This is a genomic window from Xanthomonas sp. LMG 8993 (assembly GCF_009835065.2).
Taxonomy (GTDB): Bacteria; Pseudomonadota; Gammaproteobacteria; order Xanthomonadales; family Xanthomonadaceae; genus Xanthomonas; species Xanthomonas arboricola.
This window is the reverse complement of sequence record NZ_QVIF02000002.1, coordinates 381,987-405,932: the sequence shown is the minus strand read 5'-3', so window position 1 is coordinate 405,932 and position 23,946 is coordinate 381,987. Positions and strand designations below refer to the sequence as shown.

Sequence of the window (23,946 nt, the reverse complement as noted above, 5' to 3'; positions counted from 1 at the left end):
ACCAGCGCCTCCGGCACCAGTCAGTTGCGCAACGCGGCCACCCGCTGTGACAGCTTCTTCGCCGACACGCCCGACTTGGCACCCAGCTCCTGCGCGAATACCGATACGCGCAATTCCTCCAGGTCCCAGCGCAGCGACTGCCATTCATCACGTTGCTGCAGACCACGCGCAGCCGCCTGGTCCAATGCATCCACGAACGGCTTGAGTTCGAGCATGCGCGCCTGGTCGCGGGCCGGGTCGCGTTTGGCGCGCTCGGTCCGCAGGATCATCGCCTTGAGATAGCGCGGGTAATTGGCCAGCGCCTCAGCCGGTGTTTCGCGCAGGAAGCCGGCGTGCACCAGCGCACGCAGCTGCTGCTCCATATCGTCCAGGTTGCCGCGCGCCCAGCCCATCAACGGCGCTTCCAGCAGGGGCTTGAGCTCGGCCACCGCAGCGAGAATGCTTTCGGCCAGCTTCAGCCGTTCCATCGCCTCGCCGAACAGGCGCTTGATCGCCTCATCGCGGCGCTGGGCAAAGGCACCGGGGTCGCGGATCGCGCCCAGACCATCGGCCAGCACCGCGTTGAGCGCGGCATCGACCAGATCGCCGCGCAGGCGCTCCTGCGACTCGATCGCCGCGTACAGCAGCCCGGTCTTGGGCGACACCGGCAACTGCTTGCGCGCCTGCTTGATCTTGTCGGCCAGCGCGATTTCCAGCAGCCGGCGCACGCCGCGCGGATGCGCCTGCGCCGCCTCATTGCGGTCGGCAAAGATGCGCAACGCCGCGTCGTCGCCCTGATCCACCAGCGCCGGATAGGCCGGCACGCCGGCTTCGCCGGCAACCTGTTCGGGAATCGGCGTGGACGGAAAATCGCGCAAGCCCTCGGCAGCCAGCGCGCGCCCTGCACGCGCGGCGAAGGCCTGGCCGGCACGCTCGCCAAAGCGGGCGCGCAATCCGTCCAGATCGCGCGACTCGGCCAGCACTTTGCCGTCGTCATCGCGCAGCCGCAGGTTCATCAGCAGATGCGTGTCCAGCGACTCTTCGTCGAAATCCAGCGCCGCCACCTGCGTACCGGTGGTCTTGGTCAGAAAGCGCGCCAGCTCGCCGCGGATGTCGTCGGCCGAGGCGATGCTGTAGGCCTCGTAGAACGCGCGCCCGAAATCCGGGGCCGGCACATAGTTGCGCCGCTGCGCCTTGGGCAGGCTGCGAATCAAGGCCGATGCCTTGTCGGCAACGAAGCCCGGCGCCAGCCACGACAGCCGTGCCGGATCCAGCGCGTTGAGCAGGTGTAGTGGCACGTCCAGCGTCACGCCGTCATCGATGGCGCCCGGCTCGAAGCGGTAATGCAGCGGCAACCGCGCATCGCCCAGCGGGAAATACTTCGGGAAACGATCGGCCTCGCTGCCTTCGCCCGGCAACAGGTCGTTCAATGTCCAGTGCAGGCTGCGGCGCTTGTCCGGCGGCAGAGTTTTCCACCACGCATCCAGCCCGCTGGCCGAATGCAGTTCGGCCGGGATGCGGTCCAGGTACCAGCGCGCCTGCCAGTCCTCGTCGGCCACGATGCCTGCGCGGCGCAGCTTGGCTTCTTCTTCGCGCGCCTGTTCCAGCACCTTGAGGTTGTCGGCGATGAACGCCGCACGCGTATTGATCTCGCCCGTGACCAGGCCCTGGCGTACGAACAGGTCATGCGCGCCGGCCGGATCGATCTTGCCGAAATGGACCGGCTTCTTCGGTGCCAGCACCAGGCCGAACAGGCTGATCTGTTCGGACGCCACCACCTGCCCCTGCGCACGCGACCAATGCGGGTCGAAGTGCTTGCGTGCCAGCAGATGTCCCAGCTCGGCGATCGCCCAGTCCGGCTCGATCGCGGCATTGGTCATGCCCCAGACTTTTTGCGTATCCAGCAGCGTGGCCGCCAGAATCCACGGCGGCGGCTTGCGTGCCAGTGCCGAGCCGGGGAACGGCACGAACCGGCGTTGCCGCGCGGCGAGAAAGTCGCCTTTTTCGGTGCGATGGCCGATCTGCGTGGGCAGGCCGGCCAGCAGCGCGCGATGCAAGGCCTGATACGCCGCTGCACGCTCGCGCTCGCTGGTGCGTGCCGCCGCTTCGGCCGCTTCGGCCTGCCTGGCGGCAGCAGCAGAGGCGTGTTGTGCAGGTGGCGCGTTCGGATCCGGCTTGCCTTCGCGTGCCAGCCGCGCAGCGCGATGCAGCTGCCCGCGCGTGGGCCGGTTGGCGTTGTGCCCATCCTCGCGCGCAGGCGCGCTGGCACCGGCCAGCAATGGTGCCAGCATCGCGGTGGCCGGCTCTTCGCTCCAACCCAGCTCTTCGCACAACAGGCGCAGCTGCCGATGCAGCTCGCGCCATTCGCGCATGCGCAGGAAGCCGAGAAAATGCCGGTTGCACCAGTCGCGCAGCTTGGACTGGGTGAGATCTTCGTGCACCTGTCGGTAGGCCTCCCACAAGCGCAGGATGCCGACGAATTCCGAGCGTGCATCGGCAAACAACGCATGCGCGTTGTCGGCCGCTTCGCGTGCCTCGGGCGGGCGCTCGCGCGGATCCTGGATGCCCAGGAAGGCGGCGATGATGATCATCTCGCGCAGGCAACCATGCTGTTGCGCAGCCACCAGCATGCGCGCCAGCTTGACGTCCACCGGCAGGCGCGCCATCTGGCGGCCGGTCGCGGTCAGGCGGCGGTTGCCGTCGATCGCGCCCAGTTCGAGCAACTGCTGCCAGCCATCGGCGACCGCACGCTCGTCAGGCGCTTCCAGGAACGGGAAATCCTCGATCCGCCCCAGCCCCAGTTGCAGCATGCGCAGGATCACGCCCGACAGCGACGAGCGGCGGATTTCCGGATCGGTGAATGCCGGCCGCGCGGCAAAGTCCGCTTCGGCATACAGGCGGTAACAGATGCCCTCAGCAATGCGCCCGCAGCGGCCCATGCGCTGGTTGGCGCTGGCCTGCGAGATCGGCTCGATATGCAGGCGGTCCAGCTTCTGGCGCGGGCTGTAGCGCTTGATCCGCGCAAAACCTGGGTCCACCACGTAACGGATGCGCGGCACCGTCAGCGAGGTCTCGGCCACATTGGTGGCCAGCACCAGGCGCCGACGCGGCCCTGGGTTGAACACGCGGTCCTGGTCGGCCGCCGACAGCCGCGCGTACAGCGGCACCACTTCGGTTTCGCGGTACTTGCGCCGTTCCAGCGACTGGTGCGCATCGCGGATCTCGCGCTCGCCGGGCAGGAACATCAGCACATCGCCACGCGGATCGACGCGGGTGATCTCGTCGATCGCCGCCACGATCGCATCGTTGACGGTGCGTTCGCCATCGCGGCCATTGCCACGCTCGCCGTCGCCAGTGTCGTCGGCCCCGCCGGCCTCGCCTTCGAGTGGCCGGTAGCGCACTTCGACCGGGAAGGTGCGGCCTTCCACATTGATCACCGGCGCATTGTCGAAATGCTGGGCGAAGCGCTCGGTATCGATGGTGGCCGAGGTGACGATCAACTTGAGATCGGAGCGTTTTTGCAGCAACTGCTTGAGATAGCCGAGCAAAAAATCGATGTTGAGGCTGCGCTCGTGCGCTTCGTCCACGATGATGGTGTCGTAGGCCGACAACCAGCGGTCGCTGGCGATCTCGGCCAGCAGGATGCCGTCGGTCATGAACTTGATCCGCGACTGCTCGCCGACCCGGTCGGTGAAGCGCACCTGGAAGCCCACCGTGGTGCCCAACGGCGTCTTCAGCTCCTCGGCCACCCGCGCCGCCACCGCGCGCGCGGCGATCCGGCGTGGCTGGGTGCAGCCGATCATGCCGGCCGCACCACGCCCGGCCGCCAGGCACAGCTTGGGCAGCTGGGTGGTCTTGCCCGAGCCGGTTTCGCCGGCGATGACAACCACTTGATGGTCACGGATCAGCGCGATGATGCGCTCGGCCTCGCGCGCGATCGGCAGTTGCTGATCCAGCGTGATGGCCGGCTGCTGCTCGGCGCGCGCCTGGCGTTGCGCCTGCGACGCCGCCAGCGCCTGCTCGAACGCCGCGCGCACCTGCGGGTTGCCGGGCTTGCCTTGCCAGCGCGACCATAGACCGAGCAGCCGGCCCCGGTCGCGGCTCATCGCGCCATCGACGGCGCGGCGGCGCTCACGCAAGGTGTTGGCAAGGTCGGTGTCGATAGCGCTCATTGATGGAAAAATGTGAAAGATTGAATGACAACAGATCCTTTAGCCTGTCTATTGTGACCCGATATCAGGTTCCTCAGGAGGACCATTCCCATGTCCAAGAAAAAGAACGCCAACAAGCCCGTCGTCATCAATGAAGCAGCGGGTGCACTGCCGGTCGCCGCAGCATCGGCGCCACACATCGATATCGGGATCAAGGACGGCGATCGCAAGCAGATCTCCGACGGTCTGGCCCGCTACATGGCTGACGCCTTCACCTTGTATCTGAAGACCCACAACTTCCACTGGAATGTCACCGGGTCGATGTTCAACTCGCTGCACACCATGTTCGAGACCCAGTACACCGAGCAGTGGGCCGCGCTGGACGAAGTGGCCGAGCGCATCCGCGCGCTGGGCTACAACGCACCGGGCTCCTACAGCGAGTTCGTCGCCCTGACCTCGATCCCGGAAGAACAGGGGCTGAGCGACAGCGCCGACTGGCGTGAAATGGTGCGCCAGCTCGTCAGCGGCAACGAGGCGGTCTGCCGCACCGCACGCAAGGTGCTGGGTACCGCCGACGACGCCGGCGACGATCCGACCGTGGACCTGCTGACCCAGCGCCTGCAGACCCACGAGAAGTACGCCTGGATGCTGCGTTCGCTGCTGCAGTAATCCCCTGGGCTTCACCCCTGCGGGTTTGCCCAAGGCTTCGCTGCGCCGAAACCTTGGGCTCCTGCTCCATAAGCTAGACACAGAGCCCCTCTCCCCTCGGGAGGAGGAGGCACTGCTGGCGCGCCATGGGCGCGCGTGCCTTGGAGCGCCCGCGCCGCAAGCGCGGGCCGGGGCGCGAGGCGGGGCTTGGGGTGAGCGTACGGAGCGAAGCTCCAGTCGCCTTAAGCAACGCTCGGCCACCGGCCATTTTCCACGCCGCACGCCCCTACCCGACAACGCCCGCATCAGCACTCGTGGGCGCACCCGCCACATCGCGGCAATCCCCGACGCACCATTGCGCAACACCGCCGGCCTGACACCGACCAGGGCTTGACCCGCGCGGTATCCTAAGCGGATGTCTTCCCCCGCCCACGAACTGCTCAGCCGCGTCTTCGGTTACGACGACTTCCGCGGCCCACAGCAAGCCATTGTCGAACACGTCGCTGCGGGTAACGATGCCCTGGTGCTGATGCCCACCGGTGGTGGCAAGTCGCTGTGCTATCAAGTGCCGGCGCTGTTGCGCGACGGCATCGGCATTGTGGTCTCGCCGCTGATCGCGCTGATGCAGGACCAGGTCGAGGCCTTGCGCCAGCTCGGCGTGCGCGCCGAATTCCTCAACTCCACGCTGGACGCGGAGAACGCCCAGCGGGTCGAACGTGCTCTGCTGTCGGGCGACCTGGACCTGCTCTACGTCGCCCCGGAGCGCCTGCTGAATCCGCGCTTCCTGTCCTTGCTGGAACGCAGCCGCATCGCGCTGTTCGCCATCGACGAGGCGCATTGCGTCTCGCAATGGGGCCACGATTTCCGCCCCGAATACCGCCAGCTCACGGTGCTGCACGAACGCTGGCCGCATATCCCGCGCATGGCGCTGACCGCTACCGCCGATCCGCCGACCCAACGCGAGATCGCCGAACGCCTGGACCTGGTCGACGCGCGCCACTTCGTCAGCTCCTTCGACCGCCCCAACATCCGTTACACCGTGGTGCAGAAGGACAACGCGCGCAAGCAGCTGCAGGAGTTCCTGGGCCGCCACCGCGGCTCTGCCGGCATCGTCTATGCGATGTCGCGGCGCAAGGTCGAGGAGACCGCGCAGTATCTGTGCTCGCAGGGATTCAACGCCCTGCCCTACCACGCCGGCCTGCCCGCCGAGGTGCGCGCGGAAAACCAGCGCCGCTTCCTGCGCGAGGACGGCATCATCATGGCCGCCACGATCGCCTTCGGCATGGGTATCGACAAGCCGGACGTGCGCTTCGTGGCGCATGTGGACCTGCCCAAATCGCTGGAAGGCTACTACCAGGAAACCGGCCGCGCCGGCCGCGATGGCGACCCCGCCGAGGCCTGGCTCTGCTATGGCCTGGGCGATGTGGTGCTGCTCAAGCAGATGATCGAACAGGGCGAAGCGGCCGAGGAGCGCAAGCGGCTGGAGCGCGCCAAGCTCGATCACCTGCTCGGCTACTGCGAATCGATGCAATGCCGCCGCCAGGTGCTGCTGGCCGGCTTCGGCGAGACCTATCCCAAGCCCTGCGGCAACTGCGACAACTGCCTGACGCCGGCTGCCGCCTGGGACGCCACGGTGGCCTCGCAGAAGGCGCTCAGTTGCGTGTACCGCAGCGGGCAGCGCTTCGGTGTGGGCCACCTGATCGACATCCTGCGCGGCAGCGAGAACGAGCGCATCAAGCAGCTCGGCCACGACCAGCTGAGTACCTACGGCATCGGCCGCGACCTGGACGAGCGCACCTGGCGCGGGGTGTTCCGCCAGCTGGTGGCAGCCAGCCTGCTGGAGGTCGACAGCGAGGGCCACGGCGGGCTGCGCCTGACCGATGCCAGCCGCCAGGTGCTCAAGGGCGAGCGCCAGGTGATGATGCGGCGCGAGAACCCGGCTGCCGGGCGCGAGCGCAGCGCGCAGCGGACCGGCCTGCCGGTGCAGCCGCAGGATCTGGTGCTGTTCAATGCCTTGCGCGGCCTGCGCGCGGAGCTGGCCAAGGAGCAGAACGTGCCGGCCTTCGTGATCTTCCACGACAGCACGCTGCGCAATATCGCCGAACAGCGGCCGACCAGCATCGATGCACTGTCGCGTGTCGGTGGTATCGGTGGCGGCAAACTGGCCCGCTATGGCGCGCAACTGATCGAGATCGTGCGCGAGCAGGGCTGATGCAACGGCATGTGTCATCGCGGTGGCGGCGCTGGCACAAAAATCCGCAGAATCGACAGCGCGCATTCAATCAGCCATTGCTAGTTTCACAAGGCGATCTGGCACGCGCTGTCAGTCCCTCTTGAGTAGAGTCCACCCATGAAACGCAGCCTGCTTGTCCTGGCCACTCTGTTTGCCGCCGGCAGCGCACTTGCCCAGGCCGGCGAGAGCAGTGCCGAGCCGGGGTCGGCGCGGTCGCTGGACCTGAGCGTTCCGCAAGCCCCGGTGCAGTACCGCTCCGACCCGGAATACAGCACCGACCCGCCGGGCACCTTCTACGGCGACAAGAGCGGCCCCAAGCCTGCGCTGAGCCGCCCCAGCGCGGCCTCGCTTGCCGCCGAACGCGCCGAGCAGTGCCAGGGCAAGCTACATGGCGCGGTCGAAACCGGCATGGGCTATTCAAACCGCGGCGGCAACAGCAACTGGCAGGCCGTCAACCTGAATTCCTGCAAGACCTATTACGACGACGACGGCAAGGCACACCAGATCGGCGTCAGCATCAGCGTCGGACGCGGCGAAGGCGCTTTGTTCGGGCCGCGCTACGGCCCCGGCGGCTATGGCCCCGGCCCGTTCGGCTGGTAACCGTACGGCTCCGTCTGCGTTGACAGAGGGTTCACTGCCGCATCGCTGAGAATGTGGCCTGCCTTACGAGACGTGCTCATGTCACAGAACAAGGAACGGCCAGTTGTATTTGTCGTCGAAGATGGCGATGGCACCCGACAACTCAGCTGCCTTGTACTGGAAAGCTATGGTTTTACCTGCCGTAGTGCAGGCTCGGTCGAAGAGGCGCTGACCCTGATCGAAAGCGACCCACGCGTGGATGTGCTGTTTTCCGACATCCATTTCCCGGGCGGGCTGACCGGCGTGGACCTGGCGCTCAAGACGGCGCACGCGCCCTACAACCTGCCGGTGCTGCTGACCTCCGGCCTGGCGGTCGAATATGTGGAAGAGATCCTGCCGGACGGCGTGGCCTTCCTCGAAAAGCCCTATACCCCTGAGCAGTTGTTGAGCGCGATCCGCAGCGTGATGGCCAAGCACCGGGTGCTCTCCACCCCGGTTGCATGACGCAGACGGTCGCGACTGGACGGCGACCCATAATCCCGGTATGAAGTGGCGGCCGGCGCGATGCGTCGGCATTGGGGATTGATCACGACACGGTTGTGCCAGGGACGCGGCGCCATGCCCACCTGGCCCGACCATGTCTTACGCCAGGGGACAACATGAAACACCTAGTGACCGCAGCCATTGCCATGGCTGCGTTGAGCGGTTGCGCGACGGTCATGAACGACGCGACCCAGCCCATCCGTGTGGATACCAAGACCGCCGACGGGCACGTCATCGCTGGCGCCGACTGCGCGCTCAGCAACGACAAGGGCCGGTTCACCCTGAAGTCCGGGCAGACCGTGCAGGTACATCGGTCCTCGCGCGATCTGGAGGTCAGCTGCGTGCTGCCCGGTCAGCGCGATGCCGCCGGCCGCTCCATCTCGCGCGCCAACATCGGGATCTGGGGCAACATCCTGATCGGCGGCGCGATTGGCGCCATCGTCGACCACAGCAAAGGGACCGGCTACACCTACCCGAGCTGGATCCAGCTGGTATTCGGACAGACGCTGAGCTTCGACCGCCACCGCGAGGACCGCGGCCAACCGTTGCAGGGCGACAACGCACAAGGGCGCGCTGTCGCAGCAACCGATTCCAGCGGCGGCAATTCGCCCGGCGGAGCGATCACGCTGCCGCTGGCAGGCGATGTCGCCCCGCCTGCACCGGCCAGCGCAGCAGCACCAGCCGGCAACGCCGCAGCCACCGTTGCACCTGCAGGCCCGGCGATGTCCACCGAATCGGCCATGACGCGCGCGCAGGGCATCAGCACTGGCCTGAGTTGCGGCGCGGTGCAGGCGCGCAGCGCCACGCGCTTCACCGCCAGTTGCACTGGCGGCAGTACGGTACAGATCGATTGCGCCGGCTTCCGCTGCAGCGCGAGCTTCCCGTGACCTGACAAGGCTGCGCCCGGGTGCGGGTGCAGCCGGACCGCACGACACTTGTCGGGGATGACCCGACAAGCTGTCGGCGCGGCCCCGATTTACGTGATGCACACCTCATTTAGACTGCAGCCACCGGACGCGAGGCCTGTTGGGCCGCTCAACTCGCGGGGCGCTGAGCACGCCCCTGCCGGGACATTGCCGGCACCGGGCAAGCGGCTCCCACATCGTGGTGAGTTGTTCGTCCATCAGCCTGGCTGCGCGCGCTTTACTCGGACAAAGAGTCATTCGCGCAGGCGCAGACGGCTCACTTGGGTTTGCAGTCGAACTGCTCGGTGACACGCCAGCCCTGTGTCCGAGCTCCAACGTCACGAGCTCCAACCTGCAGCTCGATCTGTCCTGCAGCTCGATTTGTGCTGATGCTCATCGTGGCTGAGCTCAAGCGCCGGCGTTGCATGCGCATCAAATTGATCACCTGCACAGCGATCTCCAAACGCTGCTGCCTATGCGCTTGTGACTTGAGACTTATCGGTTTGCCGTTGCCGCCAGCACAGCATCATTGCGCCGGTATCTCCACGGCAGCACCGGCAGGCAGATGCCGAGCAAGCGCGCTCGCAGCTATAGCGTGCTCTTGCGCGGATGGCGATGCACCGCTGCTGCCAGGGACGAATGCAGTGTATTTCACGCCATCAAGCAGGCCGCTCGCTAGGCTGATGTCAGTGCAGCACTTGGCTGCGAAGACTTTCAGGAAATTCCCATGGGCGACAATTCGTTTCTGTCACCGGCCTTCGTCATTCTGGTTATCGGCGTGATTGCCGTGGTGTTCTGGCTGGTGACCCGCGCCAAGAAGAAGCGCAACAAGAAGTAAGCAACACAGGAAGCGCGCCAGACATCGGGATGCGACATATCCCGCGCTCGATGCGCACTTACCCTGAGTTGCTGATATCGGGCGCCGGTCCAGGCCGGCCTCTGCCTGGCACGGCTAACACACACTACTTCCCGCGTAACAGCGCAGCAGTGCTAACGCTGTCTGGAAAACGAGGCCCCGCAGCGACATCGCTGCGTTCAGGCTGCGCGGCATTTGATGCACATGTCGTGTCACCAGCATCGGCAGACGACCGCGTTGCGGCTAGGCGCGCAGAAAACCGACGCCGATCAAAACCGCTCGCCTGTCGGCAGATAGCGCCACTCACCGATGGCCAGCTTGCCCAGCGATACACGGCCCACGCGCAGGCGTCGGATGCTGACCACCTCCAGCCCCACCTCAGCGCACATGTAACGCAGCTGGCCGGGTTGCACATGCTTGATCGCGAACCGCAGGCGCTCCTCGTTCTGCCAGCTCACCTTGCAAGGCGACAGGCTGCGCTGCTGATACACCAGACCATGAGCAAGCCGCGCCATGCCATACGGGCGCAGCTCACCACGCACCTCCACCAGAAATTCCTGTTCGATCGAGGTCGCATCGGCACTGAGCCTGCGCAGCACGCGGCCGTCCTGGCTCAGCACCAGCAAGCCGCTCGCCTCGTCCTCCAGCGGCAGCGGCGCGTTCAAGCGCAGGAAGTGCCGCTTCAGCACCCGCATTTCGAGCTGGTCCAGTGCGCTGCGCGTTGCCGGCGTGGCCAGTGCCAGCGCCGCTTCGGCGCTCATGCCTGCCGGTTTATGCAGCAGCAGCGTGGCAGGCTCGGCAGCTGCGAGCACGGCGTCTTCCGCCAGCGTCACCTGCGCTGCAGTGGCCAAGGCTTGCGGCTCTTCGACCACGGCCCCGTCCACACTGACCCAGCCGCCTTCGATGTATTGCTGCGCCTCGCCACGCGAGCAGCCGAACAGCGCGGCCACGCATTTGTCGAGACGGATCGGATCGGACATCGGGCGAGCTCGGTTTCAGGGCACGGCAGTGTACGTGCTGGGTCGATGGATGCGTGAGGCCGGCTTCTGCACCGCCCGACAACATGGGAAACTGGGCGCTCACACAGGAGATTGCAGATGTTCATCAAGTTCGGCACCACCCGGGTCCGCCTCAACCATATCTCCGTCATCAGCGACCCCTTCAATGCAGGCGAAAACTTCGGCTCGTATTGCCACTCGGTCCGGGTCGGCCTGCTCTCCGGCGAGGAAATCTTTGCACGCTTCAATACCGAAAGCGGCGCCGAGCAGCTGCATGCAGAGGTGCTCGCTGCACTGGAAGGTTGAGCGCAAGACCCACAGTGCCGTCACGCGCGTGATGCCTCACGCGCGATGGGCGTTGCCGGCAGAGCAGCCAGCACGTGCGGGCCCGCAAATCGCTCGCGGCAACGTGGGCTTGTCGCACCGCATCACGGCCGATCCAAGCAGCTGAGCACTCGGCAGCAATGGCGCCGCCGCTGCTTGAAGACAAGCGCATTGCCGGTATCGCGACACGGGATGAATTGCACCCTGTCCCAGCAACGTCCTTGCTCTGGGTGCATCGCCACCTGTCATCAGAACGTCGGAAAATCGTTCCGCCGTTGGCACGCTTCGATCCAGCCATAACGCAATAAACAAGCAATTTCTGCGCGCATGTCAGGCCGCTGCGGACGGCTGTCGGGAAATTTCTTCCATACGATGAATTCAATATAAGTAATTTCAAATATGAGTCTTTAGCTCGTCGCGATCCGGCCGCTAGCTGGGGCAAGACGCTCTGGTGGATGACCCATTCATCGAGCCCCTCAGTTGCACTACTTGGATGCGGTCATGAATACATATCTGCAACGCCTCAATGTCGGCCGCCGCTTGGGCATGGCCTTTGGCATCTTGATTCTATTGTCGGGCCTGCTTGTGGCCACCGGCCTGGTCACCATGTCCAACGCGCGTTTCGAACTGGACACCATCGTCAACAGCAACATGGAGAGGATCCAGCTGTCCTCGGAAATGCTCGACGCCAACACCAACGTGGCAATCGGCCTGCGCGACATCGTCATGGTCGCTGGCGACGCGGCCAATCGCCGTGCGATGGACATGATCGAGAAGAACCGCGCACGCTACAAGCAGGCACACGACGCCCTGGCCGCACTGCCCAGCAGCGTGCCTGAAAAACAGGCGCTCGACCTGGTGCAGGAAAAGCGCGACATCTCGGTCAAGCTCAATAACCAGATTCTCGAATACGGCCTCCGCGACCAGAACCAGGAAGCGCAGGCCTTGCTGCAAGGCGACGCCGCAGCGGCCATGGATGCGCAGCAGACGGCGATCCGCGAGAACGCTGCATTGGAGCGCCGCCTCAGCAAGGATGCCTATGCGGCCGCGGTTGCATCGATGCATCGAGGGAAGATCACCCTGGCCACCGGCGGCATTGCCGCACTGGTCATCAGCGGCCTGCTCGCATGGCTGATCACTCGCAGCCTGACCCAGCCGCTCAGCCAGGCCACACGCACCGCAGAAGCCATCGCGGCCGGCAACCTGCACAACGATGTGCACACCAACGCCAACGATGAAACCGGCCGTCTGCTCAAGGCCATGGACAAGATGCAGCTGCAGCTGCGCAACCTGATCACCGCGCAAACCGACATGGCCAGGCATCATGACAACGGCCAGATCAGCTTCCGCATCGATGCGGCAGCATTCCCGGGCGACTATGGGCGCATGGCCAACGACACCAACCTGCTGGTTGCCTCGCACGTGGCAGTGCAGACCGATCTGGCACGCATCATGGGCCGGTATGCGGTTGGCGAACTCTCCGAAGACATGCAGCCGCTGCCCGGCGAAAAGGCCGTTTTCAGCGACACCATGTCGCAGGTCAAGCTCAACCTGTCGGCGATGAACCACGAGATCAAGCATCTCGCCCAGGCCGCCGCCAATGGCGACTTCAGCGCGCGCGGCGATGCCGAGCGCTTCCAGTTCGACTTCCGCATCATGGTCGAAAGCCTCAACCACCTGATGTCCACGGCCGACGGCAATCTGCAGTCGCTGTCGTCGTTGCTGCAGTCCATCGCCGCTGGCGACTTGACCGCACGCATGAGCGGCGAATTCCGCGGCGTGTTCGCACAGATGCGCGATGACGCCAACACCACGGCCAGCCAGCTGGCGCAGATCGTCGGCAACATCCAGGAGTCGGCCGTGTCGATCAACTCCGCGGCCAGCGAAATCGCCGCCGGCAACCAGGACCTGTCGCAGCGCACCGAACAGCAGGCAGCCAACCTCGAAGAAACCGCAGCATCGATGGAAGAGCTGACCTCCACCGTCAAGCAGAATGCCGAAAGCGCACGCGAGGCCAACCAGCTGGCGATCGGCGCCGCACGCGTTGCCTCGCAAGGTGGCGACGTGGTCGGCAAGGTGGTGGACACCATGACCGGTATCGAAGCCTCGTCCAGGAAGATTGCCGACATCATCAGCGTCATCGACGGCATCGCCTTCCAGACCAATATCCTGGCCTTGAACGCAGCGGTGGAAGCCGCGCGCGCCGGCGAGCAAGGCCGCGGCTTTGCCGTGGTGGCCTCGGAGGTGCGCACGCTCGCGCAGCGGTCCTCCGGCGCCGCCAGGGAGATCAAGGACCTCATCGACGACTCGGTGCAACGCGTGGCCGAGGGTTCGGCACTGGTGCACAGCGCCGGCAAGACCATGGGCGATGTGGTGGCCAGCGTGCAACGCGTCACCGACATCATGGGCGAGATTTCTGCAGCCTCGCAGGAGCAGTCGGCCGGCATCGAGCAGGTCAACCAGACCATCACGCATATGGACGAAACCACCCAGCAGAACGCTGCGCTGGTGGAAGAAGCCACGGCCGCCGCGCGCGCGATGGAAGAGCAGGCGGTGCAGCTCACCGATGCGGTGGCGATCTTCAAGATCGACGCACGCCAGACACGGCAGGCCGCCTCGCGCGTAGCGGCACCGGTCGCACAGCTGCTGAGCAAGGTCCGCAACGCCTGAGCCAGCAGCCGGCACTGCGCCGTCGACCGGTTGTCGGTGCAGGCACGCTGATGCAACACCGCGGATGTGCCCGCAGCCATTGATGCCATCGCACACGCAGAAAGCGCCCGCCAGGGCGCTTTCTGCGTTTATCCCGCACGCTCACCGGCATTCGGCGCAGACAGCTCAGGCACCCGCAACGCGCGCGCAGTGCCCACAAAACAACCTGGAAAACAAGCACGCAAACCACTCAAAAGCGCTTGTTTCCAGCGCGATGCCTGGTTACGCTGCGCCGGTCGAAAGAGAGCAGGCCGGATGGTAGCCCGGCCACCGTCTGCAGCGCAGGCGGCATCTTAGCCATCGGTACCCACGACATCCGCAGCCGGCGATGCCGGCACTGCAGGTGTGTCCGTGCGTGCTCTCGTCACCGCTCGGCACGCCTTCTCAATCAGGAAGGATCACCCGTGAACACCAGCATCGACAGTCATGATCTGCACCGCTCAATCAACGACGAGCATGCCAACGTGCATGCTTGCGCATACGCAGGGGACGCAGACGCAAAGCCATACGACGATGCCTTATCGCACTGGCACCAAGCCCCTCTCGACGCACGCGTGATCTGGCGGCGGCAGCTCATGCTCCAGGATGGCATGTCGGTGCTGTTGGCAGCCTGGCAGATGCCGCATTCGCTGCGCTGGGAGTGGGAAGCCATCGACCTGCTGCAGGATCGGCACCTGTGCGGCGGCAACTGCGATTCATCGCTGGCGGCAATGCGCGCTGCCGATGCCTGGCCGGCACTGTGCGGTGACGAGGTCGCAGTGCTCGCCTAACATCATGCAGCGCGGCAGCGCGTTGAACCATCCTTCTGCCACGACGCAGTGCCATGCCGGTACGGCCGCGCAATAGCTGACCCACCGCGGCTAGCGCGTGTAGAGACCGGGACGATAGCGTTCCATCAGCGACTGCGGAGCCAGCGGCGGCGTGAAGCCGTAGCGCGCATAGAGACCATGCGCATCGCTGGTGGCCAGGCTGAAACGGCGCAGCCCCTGCAGATCGGGGTGCGCCATGACCGCATCCATCATTGCCTTGCCATAGCCCTTGCCCTGGTGCTCGGGCAACACGAACACATCGCCCAGATAGGCGACGGTTGCGTAGTCGGAAACCACCCGCGCAAAGGCCACCTGCCCGCCCTGCAGAAACCCGCCGAAGCACAGCGAGTTGGCGATGGAGCGCTGTACTACCGCAAGCGGAATGTCCCTGGCCCAGCTGCTGTGCTGGGCCAGGTAGCGATGGACCAGCGCAACATCGAGTTCGGAGTGATCGGTGGAAACGCGCAGCGGCGACATGACAACAGCTCCGGCAACAGTGGGCCTCAGGGTAGCGCCTGCGCAGGCAGCAGCAACAGTGCGCACAGCACCAGCATGAATCCTGCGATCACCGCATCCAGCACACGCCATGCGCGCGGATCGCGGAAGGCCGGCTGCAACAAGCGCGCGCCATGGCCCAAAGCGGAAAACCACGCGATGCTGGCCAGGCACGCACCCGACGCGAATGCCCAGCGCAGCTGGCCCGGGTAGCGCGCGGACAGGCTGCCCAGCAGCAGCATCGTATCCAGATAGACATGCGGGTTGAGAAAGGTAAATGCCAGGCACGCCAGCATGGCGCGCTGCCAGCGTTGCGCACCCGCCTGCGACGGCGCCAACCCGCTGGTGCCACGCCAGGCCCTGCGTGCAGCCAGCGCGCCATATGCCACGAGAAATGCAGCTCCCGCATAGCGAAGTCCCTGCAGCAGCTCCGGCCATTGCGTCACCAGCACGCCGATCCCGGCTACGCCCAGCACGATCAGCGCGATATCGCCGAACGCGCAGATCGCCACCACCAGACCGACATGCTGGCGCTGCAGTCCCTGCCGCAGCACGAATGCATTCTGCGCACCGATGGCGATGATGAGACCTGCGCTGGCGATAAAGCCAGAGATTGCGGCTTGAAGGAACACGAGCACCTCCCGGATCACAGGCGCCAATGCTGGGCGTTCCGCTGCAATTAGGAAAACTAAATCTTCTGTATCCTGCTTAGAACTTCTAATCCCGCCGAACGCCATGGATCTTCTGCATCCGCAACTGGCCGCATTCGCTGCCGTTCTCGAGGAAGGCAGCTTCGACGCCGCTGCGCGGCGGCTGTCGGTGACGCCGTCGGCAATTTCGCAGCGGGTCAAGGCACTGGAAGACCGGCTCGGCCAGGTGCTGGTGATCCGCAAGGCCCCCTGCCGCCCTACCCCGGCCGGCGAGCGCCTGCTGCGCCGGGTGAAGCCGATGCAGGTCCTGGAATCCGAAGCGATCGCCGACTTCCTTCCCGGCGACAGCAGCGCCGGGCATCCGCGCACGCTGGCCATCGCCGTCAACGACGACTCGCTGCAGACCTGGTTCCTGGCGGCCCTGTCGGCGCTGCACCGGGAGCACGGCGTTCTTTTCGATGTGCAGATGGACGACCAGGACCACACCCTGGAGCTGTTGCGCTCCGGGGCGGTGCTCGGTGCCGTCACCGCCGAGCGCAAGCCGCTGCAGGGCTGCAATGTGCAGGCGCTGGGAGTGATGCGTTACCACGCCATCGCATCGGCCGCATTCGTTGCGACGCATTTCAAGCAGGGCTTCAGCGCAGCGGCCCTGGCCCACGCACCGATGCTGGTGTTCAACCGAAAGGACACGCTGCAGACCCGCTTTGTCCGCCGCATCACCCGCACGCAGGTGGCGCCACCGATCCACTACCTGCCGACCTCGACCGGTTTTGTCGAAGCGGCCGCACGCGGCCTCGGCTGGTGTCTGGCACCGGAATCGATGGTCGTGCCTGCCGTGCGCAACAGGCAGGTGGTCATCATCGACCCAACACGCTGGCTCGATGTGCCGCTGTACTGGCAATGCGCGGCAGTGCGCTCGCGCGCCTTGCAGCAGCTGGGCCAGGCCCTGCGCAAGGCCGCGGCTGCGAGCCTGCGCTGAGACCGGCCGTGCCGCACCGTCGCTGGCAAAACACGATACCCAGGCGCGCAGCTGCCGGCAGGCTGTCGCACCGGATTGACGTGCAGATGCGGTCGCTACCCTGCCCGCGCGCACCTGGCACAGCCGCGTTTCCCGGCATCCCGCTGCCGCCGCAGCGACAGCCGGGTCGCCGTGCCACGCCGAGCCTGCTAGCCTTTCCGCCTATTCCGTTGTGATTGCCGATCCGTCATGAAAAAAGCCGTTGTTCTGTTGTCCGGGGGCATGGATTCCGCTGCCGTCATCGCGCTTGCGCAGGAGCAGGGCTTTGCCGTGCATGCCTTGAGCGTGCGCTACGGCCAGCGCCATACCTCCGAGCTGGACGCCGCCGCGCGCGTGGCCGCGGCGCAGGGCGTCATCGCGCACAAGGTGGTGGACGTGGACCTGCGCAGCATCGGCGGCTCGGCGCTCACCGACGACATCGACGTGCCCGATGCCGGTGGCGACGGCATCCCGGTCACCTACGTGCCGGCGCGCAACACCATCATGCTGTCGCTGGCACTGGGCTGGGCCGAGGTGATCGGCGCCAACGACCTGTTCTGCGGCGTCAACGCGGTCGATTATTCGGGTTACCCCGACTGCCGACCCGAATTCGTGCGCGCCTTCGAAGTGCTGGCCAACCTGGCCACCAAGGCAGGCGTGGAAGGCGCCGGCCTGCGCGTGCACGCACCGCTGCAGTTCCTCAGCAAGGCTGACATCGTGCGTGAAGGCGTGCGCCTGGGCGTGGACTTCGGCCTGACCGTGTCCTGCTACCGCGCCGACGCCGACGGACGCGCCTGCGGCCACTGCGACGCCTGCCGCCTGCGTGCCGCCGGTTTCGCCGACGCCGGCGTCGCGGACCCCACCCACTACGCCATTTCGCCTTGACGCCGCTGTAGGGTAGAATGCGCACCCCGGCGCACTGCCGGGACAGTGGGCCGTTAGCTCAGTCGGTAGAGCAGAAGACTTTTAATCTTTTGGTCGATGGTTCGAATCCATCACGGCCCACCAATCAAATCAGCAACTTGAAGAGCGCCGAAGGCGCTTTTTTTGTGCCCGCCGGAAGTTGCCGGGACCTGCGTCGCCAGGGACCCGTGCGTCACGGCTGCGGAGTCGGATGGCATGCACCATCTGCCGCAACTGGCCCGCCGCCGTCAAAGCCGGCTTCTCCCCTGCAGATCGCGCGTCATCTTGCAGGTCGTGGGCCCGGCGCAGGCGGCGGTGGCGTTCTCGCTGATCACGTGGCTCCCGCCTTCTGGATACGCGATTGCACGCGCCGCGTTCGTCGCGCAGTTCCAGCGGCGCGTGCCTGCTTGCGCAGCCAGCTGAGGACGTCCACTGCAGCGTCCACACGCATGCAGACATGCAGGCGGCCCAGCACAACGCTCTGCGCATCGCCGCCCGGCAGGATCTCGTCAAAGCCGGTGGCTTCGCAGGCGATCAGGACCGGCGAGGCATCGGGCTGCGCGTCGGAATGCAGCATGGCCAGCACATAGCCCTGCATCATCTCGAAGCTAAGGACGACGCCCGTGCAGACGCGGAACTGTTTGCCCAGGCTCATTGCTGCAGCTCCGTCACCGCGCTATCGACGCTAGCGATTGCATCGGCGCCGGCAAGCGTGAGCGCAAGCACAGCTTTGTTTACGACGTCGGGACGCGCATTCGGGCTTCGCCCGGCGACACGCGTCGCTTCGAGGGCATTGGAGATCGGCCCCACATCATGGACGACCTGGTACGCCACAGACGTGGGTGCTTCATGGGTGTCGTGAGACATGCTGGATTCCTTTTGTGTTTTGGAATCCGCCACCCAGACGCCAATCGGGGTGGCGGACGGTACGCGGTTGGCGTGCCGGCCAAAAGGACCCGGTGGGCCTTGCGGCCCCCGCGCACCGCCCGCCATAAAACTGGCCGGCATGCGCCCGCGACGATGCGGGCGATAAAAAAGCGCCGTGCATCGATCGATGGGCGCTGGTGCGCCTTTTGGTTCGGGACGCCAATCCCGGTCGCCGATTGTGCGGCGACGTTGGCATACTCGCGCCGCCGCTTGGCGCCTGTCAACGCAAAACGCGCAACGCGGCGGCTTCGGCTGCGAAGAAACGCGGCGAAAGCACTGCCCGCGTAGCCAGCAAAACCTGAAACTCCAGCACATCCCGCCGGACGATCGGCCCGGGGCGCTGCGGCTGCACCCATATGCCACAAGCCCTGGCGGCAGTGAACTGGCGCCGCGGCAAATGCGAATTCACATGCCGCGCCACGTTTCCTATCGTTGTTGGCTCAACGACACGCGAGCGCCATGCCATGACCAACATCGAAAAAGCCGGAACGTTTCTGCTTGGAGACCGCAAGCTCACCCGCATCGGCTACGGCGCAATGCAGCTCGCGGGGCCTGGCGTGTTCGGCCCGCCCAAGGACCGCGAAGGTGCGTTGGCGGTGCTGCGCGAAGCCATCGCGCTGGGCGTCAACCATATCGACACCAGCGATTTCTACGGGCCGCACATCACCAATCAGCTGATCCGCGAGGCACTGCATCCCTACCCGCAGGAATTGACCATCGTCACCAAGATCGGCGCCGCGCGCGGCACGGATGGTTCCTGGCTACCTGCCTTCTCGCCGCAGCAGCTGGTCGAGGCGGTGCACGGCAATCTGCGCAACCTGGGGCTTGAAACGCTGGAGGTGGTCAACCTGCGCGTGATGTTCAAGACGCAGGAGCCGGCTGAAGGCTCGATCGCCGAGCAACTGGAAGCCTTGATCAAGCTGCAGCGCGATGGCCTGGTGCGGCACATCGGCATCAGCAACGTCACCGCGACGCAGGTAGCCGAGGCACGCGCCATGACCGACATCGTCTGCGTGCAGAACATGTACAACATCGCGCATCGACACGACGACGAAATCATCGACACACTCGCGCGCGACGGCATCGCCTACGTGCCGTTCTTCCCGCTCGGCGGCTTCTCGCCATTGCAATCGTCCACGCTTGCGGCTGTTGCCCAGCGCCTGGCCGCAACCCCGATGCAGGTGGCACTGGCGTGGCTGCTGCAACGCTCGCCCAACATCTTGCTGATTCCGGGGACCTCGTCGGTGGCACATCTGCGCGCCAATCTGTTCGCGGCGGAACTCAAACTGCCGGCCGATGCCGTCGAAGAATTGAACAGGATCGCCGCGTAAGCGCAGACGGCGGTGTCCTGGCTCGCCTTGCACGGGGGACCGTAAGCAGCCAACGAAGCGTTGCGGGTGGTCGTCAGGTGGGTGCGGACGGCATGCCGGCAATCGCAACGGATGCGTGACACACGCCGATTGCGGGCAACCGGCCGCGCCCTGCCTTTCTTGGGTGAGCGCGGTCGCTCTATCGCCCGGGCTTAGCGCTCGGGCCTAGCGCCCAGGCTCATCGTTCCACAGCAGCTTGTGCAGCTGCATCTGGAAGCGCACCGGCAGACGATCGGCCACGATCCAGTCGGCCAGCTCCCGCGGCGTGACTTCGCTCTTGCTGGGCGAAAACCACACCGTGCAGCGGCGGTCCAGCGCATGCGCGGCGACAATCTCGCGCGACCATTCATAATCGGCGCGGCTGCAGATCACGAACTTGATCTGGTCGCGTGCGGTCAGCAGCGGCAGATTCTCCCAGCGATTGCGCTGTTCCTCGCCGGAGGCGGGCGTCTTGATGTCGACCACGCGCGAGACGCGCGGATCCACGGCCGACACGTCCAATGCACCGGACGTCTCCAGCGAGACATCGAAGCCGGCATCGCACAGTTTCTGCAGCAGCACCAGGCAGCGCTTCTGCGCCAACGGCTCGCCGCCGGTCACGCAGACATGGCGCACGCCGTGGCTGGCCACCTCGGCGACGATCGCATCGATGTCATGCCATTCCCCGCCGTGGAAGGCGTAGGCGGTATCGCAGTAATGGCAGCGCAGCGGGCAACCGGTCAGACGCACGAACACGGTAGGCCAGCCGGCGGCCTCGGCTTCGCCCTGCAGGGACAGAAAGATTTCGGTGATCTTCAATCGCGGCAACGGCGACTGGACGATCTCGCTGGGGACGGCGGCGGCGTTCATTGGCAAAGTATGCGTCACGCCCGAAGGCGCGCACGCGCGGGCTCAGCGCAGTTGCTGGCCGAGACGGATGGACTGCAGACGTTCCTGAGCCACGCGCGCTGCGTCGGAGCCGGGATACTGCGATGCGACCTGCTGCAAGGTCTGCTGGGCCTGGTCGTTCTTGCCTTCGCCATACTGCGACAGGCCAAGCTTCAACAGGCCGCCAGAGGCCTTGTCATGCGTGGGATAGCGGCTGACGAGATCGCGGAACTGCGCCTCGGCCAGCTGGAAATTTCGGGTGGCGTAGTAACTCTCGCCCAGCCAGTACAAGGCATTGGGGGTGTAGACGCCGTTTGGATACAGCTCCAGAAAACTCAGGAACAACTGCGAGGCATCGTCGTACTTGCCGTTCTTCAAGGCATCGAAGGCGACGTTGTAGGCAGTGCGCTCCTCGTTGCTGACGGCCAGGGTGCCTGGGTCGCCGTGCACGCTGGGCGGCTTCTCGGAAGTTGCCGCCGCTGCAGGCCGCGCGGCCGGAGCCGGGGCGGGTGTGACGCTGCCGGTGGGAGATGGCAATGGCGGGGTTGCGCCACCTGCACCTTCCAGCCGATTCAGGCGTCCGTCCAGGTCCAGATACTGATCCTTGGACTGCTGCTTGAGTTGTTCGTTGTCGTGCTGCAGCTGCTCCACGGTCGCTCGCAAGCCCTGCAGGTCCGAACGCGCCTGCTGCAGCTGGTTGAGGAGATCGTTGTTGGCCTGGCTGTTGGCCTGCTGCTGCTCAAGAACGGCAACACGATCAGCGAGACTGGCTCGCTGCGCGTGTGCCGGCGCGGCGACCACAAGGGCCGCCGCGACGAACAGGGATGTCACTCGAAAGCGCATCGCTTCTTACTGAGCCGTGTACACGATTTCGACGCGACGGTTCTGCGACCAGCAGCTTTCGCTGGTTTCGGTGCAGACCGGACGCTCTTCGCCGTAGCTGACGACGGTCAGCTGGCTGGCGGAACCGCCGGCAGCCTGCAGCGACGACGACACGGCATTGCCGCGACGCTCGCCCAGACCCATGTTGTACTCACGCGAACCGCGCTCGTCGGCATTGCCCTGCAGGGTGATGCGCGAGGAAGGACGGTCACGCAGGTACTTGGCGTGGCACGCCATGATGGCCTGGAATTCCGGCTTCAGGGAGTCCTGATCCAGATCGAAGTAGACGACGCGCTGGCGCAGGCAGGCATCGGTATCCAGGTCGCCCGGGCCGTACAGGCCAGAGGTGGACGGGCCGGTGGGAACGGAGGAACCAGCGGTGGTGTCAGTCGCAGGAGGCGGAGTTTCCTTCACCTTCTTCGAACAACCGGCCAGCACGGCAACGGACAACAGGGAGACAAGCAAGACGCGGGTGGACTTGTTCATGGGATACCTATGGAGGCTCTGGGCCAATGAGTGGTTTAACGCAGCGAAATATTAACATTAATGCGCGGTTCGGTAAGGCCCCCACGAAGGTTCTCTCACATCTCCATCCGCCAGGACCAAGCGCTGGCGGACACGAGCGTCGGCGGACACGGCGTAGAGCACGCCACGACCACCTTCACGTGCGGCGTACAGCACCATGCTGGCGTTCGGCGCAAAGCTCGGCGACTCGTCCAGCGACCCCGGCGAGAGCGTGCTCCAGCTCGGCGAACCCAGGCTGCGGTCCATCATGGCGATGCGGTAGCTGTTGCCGCTGCCCTGTGCCACGGCGATCTTCTTGCCGTCGAACGAGACGCTGGCGGTGGCGTTGTAGTTGCCCTGGAAGGTCACGCGGTTGGCGCTGCCGCCGCTTGCGGCCACCTGGTAGATCTGCGGACGACCGCCGCGGTCGGAGGTGAAGTAGATGCTGCCGCCGTCCGGCGCCCAGGTCGGCTCGGTGTCGATGCCGAAGTGATTGGTCAGCTGAGTCAACTGCTTGCTGCCCAGATCCATGACGTAGATTTCCGGGTTGCCGCTGCGCGACAGTGCCAGCGCCAGGCGGCGGCCGTCCGGCGAGAACGACGGCGCACCGTTGATGCCGCGGAAGCTGGACACCAGCTCGCGCGCGCCGGTGGCGATGTCCTGCAGGTAGATCGAGGAATTGCCGCGCTCGAAGCTCACATAGGCCAGCTTCTTGCCGTCCGGGCTCCAGTTCGGCGACAGCAGTGGTTCGGCCGAGCGCACGATGGTCTGCGGGTTGTAGCCGTCCGAGTCGGCCACCATCAGCGCATAGCGCATCGCGCCGCCCTTGCCGCTGGCGGTCACATAGGCGATCCGGGTCCAGAACGCGCCACGCACGCCGGTGATCTTTTCGTAGATCGCGTCGGCCATCTGGTGCGAGACATCGCGCATCGCATTGGCACGTGCGGTCATGGCCAGGCCGAGCAGACGCTCGCCCTTGGCCACGTCGAACAGTTCGTACTCGACGCGGTAGGCGCCTTCGCCGGCATCCATCACGCGGCCGACCACGATGTAGTTCTGCTTGAGCGTACGCCAAGTCTGGAACTGCACTTCGGTGCCGCGGGTCGGCTTCTCGACGATCTGCGCAACCGGCAGCGTGCGGAACTGACCGGAACGGTCCAGGTCGGCGCCGACGACGGCAGACACATCGGTCTGCGGCGCAGTGCCGGAGCCCTGGTACGGCATGGGCACGACGGTGATCGGCGTCGCCGAAGCGCTACCGCCGACGATATCGATGGTGAGCCCTTGCTGTTGCGCGAGCGCGCTCAGCGGCAACAACAGGGCGGTCAAGGCAGCTAGCCAACGCAGCGGTTTTTTCATGGACGGCTCGGATCGGGCAGGAAAAGTGTGCAAGGGATACCAATCAGCGAGTGAACATACTCGCAATCGTGAACGAGACAGCGTGAAAATGAAGCGAGTGGTCGCCCACTGGGCATTCCGGCGGCCAGCGAGCGAGCTTGCGTGCGGTGGCGCAGCAATACTCACCCGCCGGAACTGCGCCAGGCAGTCGGCCACATCCCGCAAATCTACCTTCCTACGAGGGGCGCAGCGCAGGTCATGCTGCCGCGCCCCGACCAT

Annotated in this window: 21 protein-coding genes and 1 tRNA gene; 12 read left to right on the top strand and 10 right to left on the bottom strand. The window is 65.5% G+C overall.

Going from position 1 to position 23,946, the window contains the following annotated elements; genetic code table 11:
* Positions 1–20 precede the first annotated feature (20 nt).
* A complete protein-coding gene (gene hrpA, locus DYQ94_RS04875; RefSeq protein WP_160954767.1) occupies positions 21–4,151 on the bottom strand; it encodes an ATP-dependent RNA helicase HrpA in 4,131 nt (1,376 codons plus the stop codon).
* Between the two features lie 90 nt (positions 4,152–4,241).
* Between hrpA and DYQ94_RS04870 the strand changes: the two genes are divergently transcribed.
* The 5 genes from DYQ94_RS04870 (at position 4,242) to DYQ94_RS04850 (ending at position 9,020) form a co-directional block, all read left to right on the top strand.
* Positions 4,242–4,799 (top strand): Dps family protein, encoded by a 558-nt coding sequence (locus DYQ94_RS04870; protein WP_024939933.1) that lies wholly within the window; start codon positions 4,242–4,244, stop codon positions 4,797–4,799.
* A 394-nt stretch (positions 4,800–5,193) separates the two neighbouring features.
* On the top strand, positions 5,194–6,990 hold the full coding sequence (gene recQ / locus DYQ94_RS04865) for a DNA helicase RecQ (protein ID WP_039519542.1): 1,797 nt from the start codon (positions 5,194–5,196) through the stop codon (positions 6,988–6,990).
* A 138-nt stretch (positions 6,991–7,128) separates the two neighbouring features.
* Complete coding sequence (locus DYQ94_RS04860) at positions 7,129–7,611, top strand: hypothetical protein (RefSeq protein ID WP_046343838.1); 483 nt, start codon at positions 7,129–7,131, stop codon at positions 7,609–7,611.
* A gap of 78 nt (positions 7,612–7,689) precedes the next feature.
* Complete coding sequence (locus DYQ94_RS04855) at positions 7,690–8,094, top strand: response regulator (protein ID WP_039816233.1); 405 nt, start codon at positions 7,690–7,692, stop codon at positions 8,092–8,094.
* Positions 8,095–8,249: 155 nt separating this feature from the next.
* Positions 8,250–9,020: a hypothetical protein gene (locus DYQ94_RS04850; RefSeq protein ID WP_260326066.1), complete on the top strand. Its 771-nt coding sequence runs from the start codon at positions 8,250–8,252 to the stop codon at positions 9,018–9,020.
* A 1,143-nt stretch (positions 9,021–10,163) separates the two neighbouring features.
* Here the strand turns inward: DYQ94_RS04850 and DYQ94_RS04845 are convergent.
* Positions 10,164–10,874, bottom strand: coding sequence for an rRNA pseudouridine synthase (locus DYQ94_RS04845; RefSeq protein WP_016904347.1), 711 nt, complete (start codon positions 10,872–10,874; stop codon positions 10,164–10,166).
* A gap of 117 nt (positions 10,875–10,991) precedes the next feature.
* Here DYQ94_RS04845 and DYQ94_RS04840 point away from each other — a divergent pair, with 117 nt between their 5' ends.
* The 3 genes from DYQ94_RS04840 to DYQ94_RS04830 all read left to right on the top strand — a co-directional run bounded on the left by DYQ94_RS04840 (position 10,992) and on the right by DYQ94_RS04830 (position 14,695).
* A complete protein-coding gene (locus DYQ94_RS04840; RefSeq protein WP_016904346.1) occupies positions 10,992–11,198 on the top strand; it encodes a hypothetical protein in 207 nt (68 codons plus the stop codon).
* 519 nt (positions 11,199–11,717) lie between these two features.
* On the top strand, positions 11,718–13,886 hold the full coding sequence (locus tag DYQ94_RS04835) for a methyl-accepting chemotaxis protein (protein WP_065032677.1): 2,169 nt from the start codon (positions 11,718–11,720) through the stop codon (positions 13,884–13,886).
* A 443-nt stretch (positions 13,887–14,329) separates the two neighbouring features.
* Entirely contained in the window at positions 14,330–14,695 is a 366-nt protein-coding gene (locus DYQ94_RS04830; protein ID WP_126966247.1) for a hypothetical protein, read from the top strand.
* A gap of 90 nt (positions 14,696–14,785) precedes the next feature.
* Here DYQ94_RS04830 and DYQ94_RS04825 read toward each other — a convergent pair whose 3' ends face one another.
* Together DYQ94_RS04825 and DYQ94_RS04820 are read right to left on the bottom strand one after the other, a co-directional pair.
* The gene (locus DYQ94_RS04825) at positions 14,786–15,211 is read right to left on the bottom strand and encodes a GNAT family N-acetyltransferase (protein ID WP_016904343.1); all 426 of its coding nucleotides are present in this window, start codon (positions 15,209–15,211) and stop codon (positions 14,786–14,788) included.
* 26 nt (positions 15,212–15,237) lie between these two features.
* On the bottom strand, positions 15,238–15,861 hold the full coding sequence (locus DYQ94_RS04820; RefSeq protein WP_160954768.1) for a LysE/ArgO family amino acid transporter: 624 nt from the start codon (positions 15,859–15,861) through the stop codon (positions 15,238–15,240).
* A 103-nt stretch (positions 15,862–15,964) separates the two neighbouring features.
* Here DYQ94_RS04820 and DYQ94_RS04815 point away from each other — a divergent pair, with 103 nt between their 5' ends.
* The 3 genes from DYQ94_RS04815 (at position 15,965) to DYQ94_RS04805 (ending at position 17,884) form a co-directional block, all read left to right on the top strand.
* A complete protein-coding gene (locus DYQ94_RS04815) occupies positions 15,965–16,858 on the top strand; it encodes a LysR family transcriptional regulator ArgP (RefSeq protein WP_126966248.1) in 894 nt (297 codons plus the stop codon).
* A 228-nt stretch (positions 16,859–17,086) separates the two neighbouring features.
* Positions 17,087–17,761, top strand: a complete 675-nt coding sequence (queC, locus tag DYQ94_RS04810) for a 7-cyano-7-deazaguanine synthase QueC (RefSeq protein ID WP_039519526.1) — start codon at positions 17,087–17,089, stop codon at positions 17,759–17,761.
* A 47-nt stretch (positions 17,762–17,808) separates the two neighbouring features.
* Positions 17,809–17,884, top strand: a tRNA-Lys gene (locus DYQ94_RS04805).
* A gap of 226 nt (positions 17,885–18,110) precedes the next feature.
* Here the strand turns inward: DYQ94_RS04805 and DYQ94_RS04800 are convergent.
* Positions 18,111–18,434 (bottom strand): hypothetical protein, encoded by a 324-nt coding sequence (locus DYQ94_RS04800; RefSeq protein WP_160954769.1) that lies wholly within the window; start codon positions 18,432–18,434, stop codon positions 18,111–18,113.
* Entirely contained in the window at positions 18,431–18,646 is a 216-nt protein-coding gene (locus DYQ94_RS04795; RefSeq protein WP_126966249.1) for a hypothetical protein, read from the bottom strand. Before DYQ94_RS04795 ends, DYQ94_RS04800 begins: the two co-directional genes overlap by 4 nt.
* Positions 18,647–19,170: 524 nt before the next feature.
* On the opposite strand from DYQ94_RS04795, the gene DYQ94_RS04790 reads away from it, so the two are divergent.
* Positions 19,171–20,037: an aldo/keto reductase family oxidoreductase gene (locus DYQ94_RS04790; protein WP_126966250.1), complete on the top strand. Its 867-nt coding sequence runs from the start codon at positions 19,171–19,173 to the stop codon at positions 20,035–20,037.
* A 204-nt stretch (positions 20,038–20,241) separates the two neighbouring features.
* On the opposite strand, the gene queE is transcribed toward DYQ94_RS04790, so the two are convergent.
* Genes queE through tolB form a run of 4 tightly spaced genes read right to left on the bottom strand, consistent with a single transcriptional unit; the run spans position 20,242 to position 23,688 of the window.
* Positions 20,242–20,925, bottom strand: a complete 684-nt coding sequence (gene queE / locus DYQ94_RS04785; protein WP_024939946.1) for a 7-carboxy-7-deazaguanine synthase QueE — start codon at positions 20,923–20,925, stop codon at positions 20,242–20,244.
* A gap of 42 nt (positions 20,926–20,967) precedes the next feature.
* A complete protein-coding gene (ybgF, locus tag DYQ94_RS04780) occupies positions 20,968–21,786 on the bottom strand; it encodes a tol-pal system protein YbgF (RefSeq protein ID WP_024939947.1) in 819 nt (272 codons plus the stop codon).
* A gap of 6 nt (positions 21,787–21,792) precedes the next feature.
* Entirely contained in the window at positions 21,793–22,311 is a 519-nt protein-coding gene (pal, locus tag DYQ94_RS04775) for a peptidoglycan-associated lipoprotein Pal (protein WP_016904129.1), read from the bottom strand.
* 57 nt (positions 22,312–22,368) lie between these two features.
* Positions 22,369–23,688 carry a Tol-Pal system beta propeller repeat protein TolB gene (gene tolB / locus DYQ94_RS04770; RefSeq protein WP_024939948.1) on the bottom strand — a complete coding sequence of 440 codons (1,320 nt, stop codon included), beginning with the start codon at positions 23,686–23,688 and terminating at the stop codon, positions 22,369–22,371.
* Positions 23,689–23,946: the final 258 nt, after the last annotated feature.